Genomic DNA, 13,037 nt, shown 5'->3' with positions numbered 1-13,037 from the left:
GAGGGAGGGCGGAGAAGCCCGAGAACGGATACAGATGGATTCGGAACAAATGATCCAATAATCTATTGAAAAAATACAAATGATCCTTATACTATGCGTATCGCTGCCGGCGCAGGGCTGGTGACGCATTGTGAAGGAGTGCTCGCATGAGCCATGTCATCCATCGTTCTCTGGCCCATGTGCCTCTTGTCGCAGTGGGCGGCAAAGGCGTGGAATTGTTCGACCAGGCCGGCAAGGCCTACCTGGATGCCAGCGGCGGGGCGGCGGTGTCCTGCCTGGGCCATGCGCACCCGGATGTGCTGGCGGCGATGCACCGCCAGCTCGACCAGCTGGCCTATGCCCACACCAGCTTTTTCACCACCGAGGTGCAAGAGGCGCTGGCCGACCACCTGGTCGCGCATGCACCCGCAGGCATGACCGGTGTCTACTTTGTCTCCGGCGGATCCGAGGCGGTGGAAGCGGCGCTGAAAATGGCGCGCCAGTATTTCGTCGAGATCGGCCAGCCCCAGCGCACCCACTTTGTTGCACGCCGCCAAAGCTACCACGGCAACACTTTGGGTGCCTTGGCTGTCGGCGGCAATGAATGGCGCCGCAAGCAGTTTGCCCCCATCCTGATGGACGTGGGCCGCGTGGCCCCGGCCTATGAGTACCGCGACCGCCTGGACGGCGAGAGCCAGCCCGCCTATGTGGCGCGGTTGCTGGCCGAGATCGATGCCAAGTTCCAGGCGCTGGGCCCGGGCAACGTGATCGCCTTTGTGGCCGAGCCGGTGGTGGGCGCAACCCTGGGCGCGGTGGCGGCGCCACCGGGTTACTGGCAAGGACTGCGCGCGCTCTGCGACCGCTATGGCATCTTGCTGATTGCCGATGAAGTGATGTGCGGCATGGGCCGCACCGGTACCCTGCATGCGGTGGAGCAGGAGGGCATCAGCCCCGACCTGATGACCATTGCCAAGGGCCTGGGGGGCGGCTACCAGCCGATTGGCGCGGTGCTGGCACAGCGCAAGATCGTCGAAGCCATGCGCAGCGGCAGCGGCATGTTCCAGCATGGCCATACCTATATTGGCCATGCGATGGCGGCGGCGGCCGCACTGGCGGTGCAGCAGGTAATCCAGCGCGACCAGTTGCTGCCCCAGGTACTGGCGCGCGGCGCCTACCTGCAAAAACAGCTGCATGCCCGCTTTGATGCGCACCCGCATGTCGGCGACATCCGGGGCCGGGGCTTGTTCTGGGGCGTGGAGCTGGTGCAGGACCGCAGCAGCAAGGCCACGTTTGACCCGGCGTTCAAGCTGCATGCCAAGGTCAAGGCCCAGGCCATGGCCCATGGCTTGCTGTGCTACCCCATGGGTGGCACGATTGACGGTCTGCATGGCGACCATGTGCTGCTGGCACCGCCCTTCATCAGCAGCGAAGCGGAGCTGGACCAGGTGGTCGAGCGCCTGGGCGATGCCATTGACACCGTGCTAGCCACGCAAGCCATTGCTGCCTGAACCCCTTGCATTTCTCGATCTGAAAGACCTGCCCATGACGCCCTCCCAGGACCGCATGCCGCCCTTGCCCCCGGAGGCCTGGAGCGAAGAACAGCGCCGCTATGCCCAGCCCATCATTGATGGCCCGCGCGGCGCACTGATATCGCCCTTTGTGCCCTTGCTGCGCAGCCCCGAGCTGATGGACCACACCCAGCGCCTGGGCGAGTACCTGCGCTACCGCAGCGCCATCGGTGTACGCCTGACGGAGCTGGCGATCCTGGTGACTGCCCGCCAGTGGACGCAGCAGGTGGAGTGGGCCATCCATGCGCCGATTGCGCTGCGCGAAGGGGTGAGCCAGGCGACCGTGGACGCCGTGGCCCAAGGCCGCCGCCCCGATGCGATGCCTGAGGACGAGGCCGTTGTGTATGACTTCTGCATCGAGCTGCACCAGCAGCGCCAAGTGAGCGACGCCACCTGGGCGCGGGCCCAGCAGCGGTTTGGCGACAAGGGCGTGATGGACCTGATCGGCATCAATGGCTATTACAGCCTGCTGTCGATGGTGATGAATGCGGCGCGCACCACGGTGCCGGCATCTACGGCGCAGCCGCTGGCGCCGCTGGGTTGATGGGATGGCTGCGGCATCGCCGACAATCGGGCGATGCGTTTTTCTTCCCACGACCAGCCCCGCTGGTCTCTTGAACCTCTGACCGCGCAGCACCTCGATGGGCTGATGCAGGTGCAGCTGGCCTGCTATGGCGCGGACTTCATGGAGAGCGCCGCGCTGTATGCCGAGCGCTTGGCCAGCCCTGGGCAGTGCTCGCTGGTGATCGTGCAGGGCCGTGAAGTGCTGGCCTATCTGGCCGCCTACCGGTCCGTGCTGGGCAAGGTGACGCCGCTGCATGGCGGCTTTGCCTGTGCCTCCCCCGCCGATACCTTGTACCTGCATGACATGGCCGTGGCCCCTGCGCGCGCGGGCGAGGGCCTGGCCTCCGCACTGTTGCAGGCCATGCTGCAACAGGCGCAGGCCGATGGGCTGCGCTACTCGGCGCTGGTCTCTGTGATGGGCTCGCAGCCCTATTGGCAGCGCAAGGGCTATGCGCCGCTGCTGCCCTGGTTGGCCCAAGAGCGGGATGCGCTGTACAGCTATGGCGGCGATGCGCAGTACATGGCGCAAACATTGGGCTGAGACCGGTCATCGGGCACAAAAAAGGCCAGCGCTGGGCTGGCCTGGGTGTCTTGCTGCGCGACCCAATTACTGGTGGATGTTGCCGTTGATGGCATGCACGCGCACTTCCACCTCGGTGTTGGCCGCATTGATGATCTTCACGTCATAGGTCAGCACGCCCAGGTGGTCGTCCAGGTCCACCTCGATGGCCTTGCCGGGGGTGTGCTTCAAGGCGGTGGCGATGGCGTCGCTGATGCTGATCTTGGCAGCGGCCAGACGGTCGCTGTCCTTTTTCTCGGCGGCGCCGTCGTCCTTGTTTTCCAGCACCTGGGCGGCGTCCAGCGCGCTGAACTTGAGCTTGATCTCACGGCCTTGGGCGTTGATGCCGCTGACTTCGTAGATGGGCTGCTTTTTCTTGGTGTCGATCTCGGCTTGCAAGACCTGGAGGCCATGCTGGCTCTGTGCGCTTTGGATGGCCTGCGTCAGATCGAAACGGGCCGCTTGCACAGCGGCGATCTTTTCTGCAGTGCTGGCAAAGGCGCTGCCGCTCAGCGATGCCAGCGCGAGCGTCAAGGCCAGGGCGGTGGTGGACAGGGTGCGTTGCATGGTCAATCCTTTCAAGCTGGAATTCATTAACGATAGTATGTATTAATAATATTAATAGATTTTTAAAGGCAATAGCTTGCGCATTGTCAGTGTTTGCGCCAGCTGTTGCAGTAGGTGGAGGCCCTGCACCGCCGTAGGCCAAGACTGCCATGCCGGGCGCCAGAAGCGGCAGCCCGCTAAAATGCGGCCTTTGTCGCTTTTTTCCCCCTCCACTCCCATGGTCAACAATCAGAATATGGCGAATGCGATCCGCGCACTCGCAATGGATGCCGTTCAACAAGCCAATTCGGGCCATCCCGGCGCCCCCATGGGCATGGCCGATATGGCAGTGGCCTTGTGGAGCAAGCACCTCAAGCACAACCCGCTCAACCCCCAGTGGATCAACCGCGACCGCTTCATTCTGTCGAATGGCCACGGCTCCATGCTGATCTATGCGCTGCTGCACCTGACCGGCTACGACCTGCCGATCAGCGAGCTGAAGAACTTCCGCCAACTGCACAGCAAGACCCCCGGCCACCCCGAAGTGGACATCACCCCCGGCATCGAGACGACCACCGGCCCGCTGGGCCAGGGCATCACCAATGCGGTGGGCTTTGCGCTGGCAGAAAAGCTGCTGGCGGCTGAATTCAACCGCCCCGGCCACGATGTGGTGGACCACCACACCTATGTGTTCCTGGGCGATGGCTGCCTGATGGAAGGCATCAGCCACGAAGCCTGCGCGCTGGCTGGCGCCTGGAAGCTGAACAAGCTGATCGCGCTGTACGACGACAACGGCATCTCGATCGACGGCAAGGTGCAGCCCTGGTTTGTGGACAACAGCGCCCAGCGTTTCGAAGCCTACGGCTGGAACGTGATCGGCCCGATCGACGGCCACGACCCCAAGGCCGTGAGCGATGCGATTGCCAAGGCCAAGAAGGTTGCGGACAAGCCGACTTTCATCATCTGCAAGACCTCCATCGGCAAGGGCAGCCCCAACCGCCAGGACACCAGCAAGGCCCACGGCGAGCCGCTGGGTGCCGAAGAAATCGGCCTGACCCGCGCCGCGCTCGGCTGGAGCTCGGCACCGTTCGAGATCCCTGCCGATGTCTACGAAGCCTGGGACCACAAGACCTTTGGCGCCAAGGCCGAATCCACCTGGGATGCGCAGTTTGCCGAATACGCGAAGGCCTTCCCCGAGCTGGCCGCTGAACTGAAGCGTCGCATGGCCGGTGACCTGCCCAAGCAGTTTGCCCAGGTCGCCGTGGAAGCCGTGGCCCAGGCCCACACCAAGGGCGAGACCGTGGCCAGCCGCAAGGCCAGCCAGCTGGCGCTGGAAGACTTCACCGCTGCGCTGCCAGAGCTGCTGGGCGGCTCGGCCGACCTGACCGGCTCCAACCTGACCAACACCAAGTCGACCCCCGCCTTCCGCGTGGACGACAGCGGCGCTGTGGTCAAGACCGAAGACGGTAAGATCGGCCGCCACATCAACTACGGTGTGCGCGAGTTCGGCATGGCCGCGATCATGAACGGCGTGGCGCTGCATGGCGGCTTCATCCCCTATGGCGGCACCTTCCTGACCTTCAGCGACTACAGCCGCAATGCCATCCGCATGGCTGCGCTGATGAAGCGCCGCGTGGTGCATGTGTTCACCCATGACTCCATCGGTCTGGGCGAAGACGGCCCCACCCACCAGTCGATCGAGCATGCAGCCAGCCTGCGCCTGATCCCCAACCTGGATGTGTGGCGCCCTGCCGATACCGCCGAAACCACCGTGGCCTGGAGCGTGGCACTGAGCAACCGCAACAAGCCTACGGCGCTGCTGCTGTCGCGCCAGAACCTGCCTTACGCGCCCAAGAATGGTGATGCCATCGGCAACATCAGCCGTGGTGCCTATGTGCTGTCCGAGCCATCGGACATCGGCCTGAACAAGAAGGCGCAAGCGGTGATCATCGCCACCGGCTCTGAAGTGCAGCTGGCGCTGAAGGCCCAGCGCCTGCTGGCCGAGCGCAAGATTGCCGTGCGCGTGGTCTCCATGCCCAGCACGACCACGTTCGACCGCGAAGACGTGGCCTACAAGCGCAGCGTGCTGCCCGCAGGTCTGCCGCGCGTGGCCGTCGAGATGGGTGTGACCGACTTCTGGTGGAAGTATGGCTGCGCTGCCGTCGTGGGTATCGATACCTTTGGCGAATCGGCCCCCGCCGGCGTGCTGTTCGAGCACTTTGGCTTTACCGCCGACAACGTGGCCAACACGGTGCAAGTGGCGCTGCAAAAGGCGTAAACGCGCACTGCCTCAGCAACCCATAACGCAGGGAGGCGGGCCGCAGGGCCTGCACCCTGCGTTTTTTCATGGGCGCCTGCGAGGTGGGTGGGTGCCGGTGACGGGGCAGTGCCTATCGGGGCAGACCCTCGCCGTCATGGCGGTGCGATTGCGTGGGCTCGGAGGCTACATCGAACGCGATAAAGGCCAGCACCAGCTGCACGCCCAGGATGATGGGCAGCGCACTGACCATGACGGTACCGGCCGTGGTGGCGACGTTGGAGACGATGGACTGCACCCAGTGGAACAGGCCAAACACGGTGCCCCAGCTGATCAGCGCCAGGCCCAGCGGCAGCTCCAGCGAGGCCACCGACATGCCGCGCAGATAGTAGTTGTAGAAAATGCGCTTGCAGAAATTGCGCAGGTGACCGGCCATGAATTCGGTCAGCACCTTGTGGATCTTGAGGTTGCTGACCTCGTCCTCGTAGCGCGAATCGATAGGGATGTCCAGGACCACTGCGCGCACCGTGTTCAGCCGGAACAGCATGTCGGTCTCGAAAAAATAGCGCTGGCTGATCTTGTGCAGCGGCAACTGTGCGGCCGTGCTGGCGGCAATGGCGGTAAAGCCATTGGTGGGGTCAAAGCTGCTCCAGTAGCCGGTGGAGAACTTGGTCATGAACGACAGCACCGCATTGCCAAAGATGCGGATGCGCGGCATGCGGGTGATCTTTTCGAGGTTGAAAAACCGGTTGCCCTTGGTGTAGTCAGCGCGGCCGCTGGCAATCGGGGCGACAAAGCGCGGCACCAGCGTCGGGTCCATCTGCCCGTCGCCATCGATCTTGACGAGCACGCCATAGCCGTCCGCAATCGCTGCGCGGTAGCCCGCCATCACCGCGCCGCCCACGCCCAGGTTGACCTCGTTGAACAGCACGCGCACGCGGGGGTCCTGGCAGTGTTCCTGCACAAAGCGGCCGCTGCCGTCGGGGCAGCAGTCGTCGACGATGTAGATGCCATCGACCTCGGGGCCAATCTCGGCAATCACCGCCAGGATGTGGCGCGTGACCTTGTAGCAGGGAATGATGACTGCCGTGCGCAGGCTGGAGGGCGAAGAGGGGTGCGACAGACTCATGGCGTTTGTGAGGCGGCCCACCATCTGGGGCGGTGTTGCTGCAGGCTATGGATGACGGTGGCGGGAGGCCCCCGTGCTGCCCAGGATTGTTGCACAGCCTGAGTCATGGGCTGCCCACGGCTGCTGCGCGCCGGCAGTCACGCCGGCGATAGCTGGCCGGGGGCGGGCAATGGCCCACTATTCCATGGCCCAGCCAGTGTTCTCTACAATACGCGGCAAAATCAGACCGCCCCGTCTCCGCACCGCACTTTGCAGCGTGCCCATGTCGGCGGATTGGCAGGTCTGGCCCATCCGGCAACGTGGCGCCAGCGGCAGCAAGCGTGACCCAGGCCGGAGGGCATGCGGCATTTCATTACTTGGAGATCACTATGGCAATCAAGGTAGGCATCAACGGCTTTGGCCGTATCGGCCGCAATGTGCTGCGCTCTGCGGTGCAGAATTTTTCCGATATCGAGATCGTTGCGATCAACGACCTGCTCGAGCCTGACTACCTGGCCTACATGCTGCAGTACGACAGCGTGCACGGCCGCTTCCAGGGCACGATTGCCGTCGAAGGCAACACCTTGATCGTCAACGGCAAGAAGATCCGCCTGACGCAAGAGCGCGACCCTGCCAACCTGAAGTGGAACGAAGTCGGCGCCGATGTGGTGATCGAGTCCACTGGCCTGTTCCTGACCAAGGAAACGGCACAAAAGCACATCGATGCGGGCGCCAAGAAGGTGATTCTGTCGGCCCCATCGAAGGACGACACCCCCATGTTCGTGTTTGGCGTGAACTGCAAGACCTATGCCGGTCAAGCCATCATCTCCAACGCATCCTGCACCACCAACTGCCTGGCACCGGTGGCCAAGGTGCTGAACGACAAGTGGGGCATCAAGCGCGGCCTGATGACCACGGTGCATGCAGCCACTGCGACGCAAAAGACCGTGGACGGCCCGTCGAACAAGGACTGGCGCGGCGGCCGTGGCATTCTGGAAAACATCATCCCCTCAAGCACCGGCGCTGCCAAGGCCGTGGGCGTGGTGATTCCTGAGCTGAACAAGAAGCTGACCGGCATGTCCTTCCGCGTGCCCACCTCGGATGTGTCCGTGGTCGACCTGACCGTGGAGCTGAACAGCGAAGCGACCTACGAAGAGATCTGCGCCGAGATGAAGGCCCAGTCGCAAGGCGCGCTCAAGGGCGTGCTGGGTTACACCGAAGACAAGGTGGTGGCCACCGACTTCCGTGGCGAGACCTGCACCTCGGTGTTCGACGCCGAAGCCGGTATTGCACTGGACAAAACCTTTGTGAAGGTCGTCTCCTGGTACGACAACGAGTGGGGCTATTCGAACAAGTGCCTGGAGATGGTGCGCGTCGTTACCTCCAAGTAAGCGCCTGGCGCGCTCTGTGCCCGGGTTTAGGCCCGAAGCATAAGACACACAAAACCAGCACTGGCAACGGTGCTGGTTTTTTTGTGCCCGTTTGCAACCGTGGTTTGGCAGAAAAGCCTATATTGCCGTATCGAACCAAGGAGATATAGCGATATGGCGCAGCAGGCACAAGCCCAGGCACAGAGCACGACCAGCAACTACCGTGTGGATCTGCACAACCCCCAAGGCCATGCATGGCATGGCGATGAGCCGCAGGCCGTTGGCGGCGGGGATACGGCGCCCAGCCCCATGCAGCTGCTGCTGTCGGCCCTGGGTGCCTGCACGACGATCACGGTGCAGATGTACGCACAGCGCAAGGCCTGGCCATTGACCGGCGTGAAGGTGAAACTGGCGCTGAATCCCGATGGCGGCGCCGCTTCGGGCAACGACATCGTGCGCAGCATTCAGCTGGAAGGTGATTTGAGCGAGGAGCAGCGCAGCCGGCTCAAGCAGATTGCAGAAGCCTGCCCGGTGCACAAATTGCTGGTGGGGGAGGTGAGGGTGGTCACGGCACTGGCTTGAGCATGCCAATGCATGCTCGGGCGGGCCGGACACCCGGAATAAAGCACGCCCTTGCAGGCATGCGGGGAACGCACTTCACAGTGCCATGACAGCCGTCAACCGTTGAAACGGCGCATGGCTCCAACAGGAGGCGTGGCGGCGTGTCAACAGCGTCAAGGCGGTTTACTGCACCACAATGTTGCGGTGGTCCACGTGGTAGTCAAAGTCCGGCTTCGCCAGCGAGACGGTCACGGGTTGGCCTTCGATGGTCCAGGACAGCACAAAGCTGGCAATGGCCGTCGAGACATCCACTTCCATGGGGGTGGGAATGGTTTCCAGCTGACCGTCTCCGATACGGTGCTGAACAATGCCTACCACGCGAGCCTTGAAGTTCTCGGGGTAGTTGTGGGAGTGTTGAGTCGTCATTGGTTGTCTCCTTTCCATGAGGGGGCACCGAATTCCAGCTTTGCAGCCGGGGCTGCAAAGCCGCAATGATGAAAACCGCCAGCACGACCTGGCAAATCTGAGAGTTGCACCGGCTGCCAGAGCGAATCTCTGAGAGCCTGTCGTCGCGCCACGCAATCTTGGCGCTAACACGTTGAATGTGGCAGCCATGCCCTCTCTGGTCACAACTGCCTCACCACTTGTTTGTACCATACTGCCAAGGCAATCATGTGTAGGCGTGTTTCGGCGGAATCTGCGCGAGCCGGCAGCAGGCGCTGATCAAGGAGATGGAAGATGGATAACAAGGCATTGCGGCACTACCCTGGACGGGTGGCCGATGTAGGTGGTGTTCCGGTGTTGCGTGCGCTGCCGCAGCGCGGGCGGCGCATGGTGGGCGCGTGGTGTTTTCTGGACCACGCGGGCCCTTCGCACTTTGAGAGCGGGCCCGGCATGCAGGTGGGACCGCACCCGCACACCTGTCTGCAGACCTTTACCTGGATGATCGAGGGCGAGATCCTGCACCGCGACAGTCTGGGCAGCGAGCAGCCGATTCGCCCCGGCCAGGTCAACCTGATGACCGCTGGCAAGGGCATCGCGCATTCGGAAGAGAGCCTGGGCAAGCCGGACTTTCATGCGGTGCAGCTGTGGATTGCGCTGCCCAAGGACCAGCGCTTTATGCCGCCGCGCTTCCAGCATTACCCGCAGTTGCCCCGGCTGCAGCAGCAGGGCATCCAGATGACGGTGCTGGCCGGTGACTGGCTGGGCCAGCAGGCGCCGACGGAGGTGCACAGCCCGCTGGTGGCCGTCGATATGGAGGCGGCGCAGGCCACGAGCGCTACCTTGGCACTGCGGCCCGATTTTGAGTATGCGGTGCTCTGCCTGTACGGCGATCTGCAGGTCAATGGCGAGCCTGCCCCCGGCAATGAGCTGGTCTACCTGCCCGATGGGCAGACGAGCCTGGATCTGCAATGCGGCGCCGGCAGCCGCTGCATTCTGCTGGGCGGCACGCCCTATGAAGGCGGCGTGATGATCTGGTGGAACTTTGTCGGCCAGAGCCAGGAAGAGATCGAAGGCTTTTTGCGCGACTGGCAGAACGGCGAAGGCTTCGGGGCGCCCGTCGCATCGCCCTTGCCAGCGCTGGTGCCACCCTCGCTGGAAGGCGTGCATTTGCGCAGCCCGGGCGAGGCACCTGCCAAGCAGGGTTAGGCGTTGGCCATGCGGCGGTGCAAGGTAAAGGGCGGCAGGCTGGCCAGCAGCCGCTGGCCATAGCCGGTACGCACCAGGCGCTTGTCGTAGCAGTAGACATGGGCCTGGTCCACCTCGGTGCGGATCGCGCGGCCCACCCATTGGGCCAGGCGGATGGCGGTGGCGGGCACCACGATCTCGCTGAACGGGTCGCGGCCCGAGTTCTTCAGCCACTCGGCGCGGGCCTCGTCGACGGGGTCATCGGGCGGCGCAAACGGCAGCTTGGTGATGAACAGCGATTCACACAGCGCGCCAGGCAGGTCCAGCCCCTCGCCAAAGCTTTGCATGCCAAAGATGATGCTGGGCAGGCCGGCGGCCACGCGCTCGCGGTGCTGGTGCAGCAGCTGGCTGCGCGGCAAGGTGTTTTGCACCAGCACGTGCTGGCGCATCGCCGTGGGCAGCGCATCGACCGCCAAGCGCATCTGCTCGCGCGAGGTGAACAGCACCAGGCCGCCCGATTGCACCTGCGCCAGGTCTTCGAGCAGCGCATCCACCATCTCGCTGGTGAACTGCTGGGGCGTGCGCGGGTCGGCCTGGGTCTCGGTGACGACCAGACTGCCTTGCTCGGCGTAGTTGAAGGGGCTGGCGACTTCCAGTGTGGAGACGGCCGTATCGTTGTACAGGCCCGATTCGCGCAAGAAGAAATCGAACTGGCCGCCGCTGGTGAGCGTGGCCGACGTGAGCACGGCGCCGCGCACCTGGCTCCAGAGATGGTGGCGCAGGGTGGAGCCGGGGATCACCGGGCTGGCATAGGCCTTGATGGCGACAAAATCGCCCACGACATCCAAGGTGAACCACTTGGCTGCCGGCACACTGCCCTGGGGCGCATCCTGCAGCAGCAGCTGGGTGGTGTCGTGCACGGCTTCCAGGCGCGGGGCCAGGCTGCCTACCTGGGCATACAGGGTGGACAGGCGCTTGGCCTCATCGGGCTGGTCGCGCATCTGCGAGCGCAAGGCCTTGGAGATGGCCTGCAGCACATCCAGAAAGGCGCTGGCGTGGTGCGCGGCCTGGGCCAGCGGCTCGACCAGCGCAGGGGGCAGCTCGCCACGCGGCAGGCGCACGCGGGCAGGGCCCCGGCCACCCGATTGCAGCTGCTGGCGCATGCCCTCGCCGTACTCGTCCATCAGCAGCCTTGCGCAATCCTGCAAATGCTGGCGCAGCTGGGCGGAATGGCGCGGGATGTCGGCAATCTCGCTGACCTCCACCAACCCGCCTACGCGCTGCGCGCGGCTGGCGAGCTTGTCGATCCAGGTGAGCTGGCTCAGGTTCATCTCACAGGCAAACTGCGACAGCGCGGTGCCGGGCAGGTGGTGGGCCTCGTCCAGGATCAGCAGGCAGTTGTCCAGCTCGGGCAGCAGGCGTGCGCCCAAGGTGGACAGCAGCAGATCATGGTTGGCCACCAGCACCTGGGCCTGGACCAGGTCCTTGCGCTTTTCGTAATAGGTGCAGCTGCCAAACACCGGGCAGTGCTTGCCGGTGCAGGAACTGCCTTCGGCAGCGACCGGGCTCCAGACCTCGGGCTCGGGCGGGGTATCCAGGCTGTCGCGGTCGCCATCCCAGCCCCGCGTGGTCAGCGCGTCGGCCATGCTGGTGTAGAACTGCAGGCGCGCGGCATTCTCTTGCGGGCTGCGCTGTGATTGGCGTGCCTGCGCGGCTTCTTCGGGAAAGAAATCGTCGTCGATGGGCTCGCCGCCGTCCGTGCCATCGCCCTGGGCCACACTGGCCAGGCGCTCCAGCTTGAGCTTGCAGACATAGCGGCCCCGGCCCTTGGCCAGCGCGTATTTGAAAGGCTGGTCCATCTGCTGGGCCAGTGCTGGCAAATCCTTGTTCACCAGCTGCTCCTGCAGCGCCACGGTGGCCGTCGAGATCAGCACCCGGGTGCCGCGCTCCAACGCCATCGCAATGGCTGGGACCGCATAGGCCAGCGATTTGCCGACCCCCGTGCCGGCCTGGATCACCGCAATGGCGCGTTGCGGCTCCTCGTCTTCTTCGAGCTTACCCAGCTGCGCTGCAGCAAAGGTCTCCGCTACTTTTTCGGCCATCAGCCGCTGGCCGGGGCGCGAGCGAAAGCCGCCCTCGACATTGACCATGCGATCGAAGGCGGAAACAGCGTTGCGGGCCCATTCGGAATTAGACATAGGCGGGAAGTGTGGCATGGATCACCGCAGCGGGCGGGTACTGGGGTTTTATGCGGTACTGGTGGGTGCCGGACTGCCAGTGCCACGCAGGGGCCTGCAGCCATCGCAGGCATCAACCCGCTGAGAACGGTGACATTTGGCAGCAATCCCTTGCCTCCGTGCACAGTAGAATCATGCGGCTGTTCAAATAAGTGATTTGAACGGGGTAAAAGAATTTTCTGTTTCAGGCAGTAAAGACGCCGCCATCGGACATGCGCCGCCTGTGTCTTTCCAGGCCTTCTCGGTATGTTCCTGTGAATCAAGGTTGGAATGGCCAATTATCAAATTACGACAACAGTTCTGGGCGTGCTTTTTGCCGCTGTGATTCTGTTTCTGATCCGGGGTGACAGGCTGTATTTGCGCCTGGGCCTTTTCTGGATGGCCGTCGCGCTGCTGGCCGTGCTGCTGGGCGTGTGGCCGCGCATGCTCGACCACTTTGCCGATGGCCTGGGCATCCGTTATTCACCGACCTTGCTGCTGGTCTGCGCCGTTGGCGTCTTGTTCATCAAGGCGTTGCATGCGGACATGGTCAACACCCGCATCGAGCGGCAGGTGCGGCGCCTCAACCAAAGTTTGGCGCTGCTGCAGCTGAAGAACCAGCAGGTTTCCAACGACAAGCGCTAAAGCGCCGCTGCAACTCCTTATTTATCGAGATTGAT

Annotated in this window: 12 protein-coding genes; 8 read left to right on the top strand and 4 right to left on the bottom strand. The window is 63.6% G+C overall.

The window, feature by feature from the left end; all coding sequences use genetic code 11:
- Positions 1-146: 146 nt before the first annotated feature.
- Genes ACCQ08_RS06270 through ACCQ08_RS06260 form a run of 3 tightly spaced genes read left to right on the top strand, consistent with a single transcriptional unit; the run spans position 147 to position 2,652 of the window.
- A complete protein-coding gene (locus tag ACCQ08_RS06270; protein ID WP_373449228.1) occupies positions 147-1,487 on the top strand; it encodes an aspartate aminotransferase family protein in 1,341 nt (446 codons plus the stop codon).
- A gap of 34 nt (positions 1,488-1,521) precedes the next feature.
- A complete protein-coding gene (locus ACCQ08_RS06265; protein ID WP_373449227.1) occupies positions 1,522-2,091 on the top strand; it encodes a carboxymuconolactone decarboxylase family protein in 570 nt (189 codons plus the stop codon).
- A gap of 33 nt (positions 2,092-2,124) precedes the next feature.
- Complete coding sequence (locus tag ACCQ08_RS06260; protein ID WP_373449226.1) at positions 2,125-2,652, top strand: GNAT family N-acetyltransferase; 528 nt, start codon at positions 2,125-2,127, stop codon at positions 2,650-2,652.
- 66 nt (positions 2,653-2,718) lie between these two features.
- Here the strand turns inward: ACCQ08_RS06260 and ACCQ08_RS06255 are convergent, their stop codons facing one another.
- Positions 2,719-3,237, bottom strand: a complete 519-nt coding sequence (locus tag ACCQ08_RS06255; protein WP_239809984.1) for a PepSY domain-containing protein — start codon at positions 3,235-3,237, stop codon at positions 2,719-2,721.
- Between the two features lie 217 nt (positions 3,238-3,454).
- Here ACCQ08_RS06255 and tkt point away from each other — a divergent pair, with 217 nt between their 5' ends.
- Entirely contained in the window at positions 3,455-5,494 is a 2,040-nt protein-coding gene (gene tkt / locus ACCQ08_RS06250; RefSeq protein WP_239809983.1) for a transketolase, read from the top strand.
- Between the two features lie 112 nt (positions 5,495-5,606).
- Here the strand turns inward: tkt and ACCQ08_RS06245 are convergent, their stop codons facing one another.
- A complete protein-coding gene (locus ACCQ08_RS06245) occupies positions 5,607-6,602 on the bottom strand; it encodes a glycosyltransferase family 2 protein (protein WP_312414759.1) in 996 nt (331 codons plus the stop codon).
- Positions 6,603-6,970: 368 nt separating this feature from the next.
- Here ACCQ08_RS06245 and gap point away from each other — a divergent pair, with 368 nt between their 5' ends.
- Positions 6,971-7,972 carry a type I glyceraldehyde-3-phosphate dehydrogenase gene (gene gap, locus ACCQ08_RS06240; protein WP_239809981.1) on the top strand — a complete coding sequence of 334 codons (1,002 nt, stop codon included), beginning with the start codon at positions 6,971-6,973 and terminating at the stop codon, positions 7,970-7,972.
- A 153-nt stretch (positions 7,973-8,125) separates the two neighbouring features.
- Complete coding sequence (locus ACCQ08_RS06235) at positions 8,126-8,533, top strand: OsmC family protein (RefSeq protein WP_373449225.1); 408 nt, start codon at positions 8,126-8,128, stop codon at positions 8,531-8,533.
- 162 nt (positions 8,534-8,695) lie between these two features.
- On the opposite strand, the gene ACCQ08_RS06230 is transcribed toward ACCQ08_RS06235, so the two are convergent.
- Positions 8,696-8,938, bottom strand: coding sequence for a hypothetical protein (locus ACCQ08_RS06230; protein ID WP_239809979.1), 243 nt, complete (start codon positions 8,936-8,938; stop codon positions 8,696-8,698).
- A gap of 312 nt (positions 8,939-9,250) precedes the next feature.
- Between ACCQ08_RS06230 and ACCQ08_RS06225 the strand changes: the two genes are divergently transcribed.
- Entirely contained in the window at positions 9,251-10,162 is a 912-nt protein-coding gene (locus ACCQ08_RS06225; protein WP_239809978.1) for a pirin family protein, read from the top strand.
- Here ACCQ08_RS06225 and dinG read toward each other — a convergent pair.
- Entirely contained in the window at positions 10,159-12,339 is a 2,181-nt protein-coding gene (dinG, locus tag ACCQ08_RS06220) for an ATP-dependent DNA helicase DinG (protein WP_373449224.1), read from the bottom strand. The two genes, ACCQ08_RS06225 and dinG, sit on opposite strands and share 4 nt — an antisense overlap.
- Positions 12,340-12,648: 309 nt before the next feature.
- Here dinG and ACCQ08_RS06215 point away from each other — a divergent pair, with 309 nt between their 5' ends.
- On the top strand, positions 12,649-13,002 hold the full coding sequence (locus ACCQ08_RS06215; protein WP_239809976.1) for a DUF2304 domain-containing protein: 354 nt from the start codon (positions 12,649-12,651) through the stop codon (positions 13,000-13,002).
- The last annotated feature ends 35 nt before the right edge of the window (positions 13,003-13,037 follow it).

Source organism: Comamonas sp. SY3 (assembly GCF_041730275.1).
GTDB classification, from domain to species: Bacteria; Pseudomonadota; Gammaproteobacteria; order Burkholderiales; family Burkholderiaceae_C; genus Comamonas; species Comamonas sediminis.
Note: the sequence above shows the minus strand (reverse complement) of the source record. Positions and strands in the feature narration are given on the sequence as shown.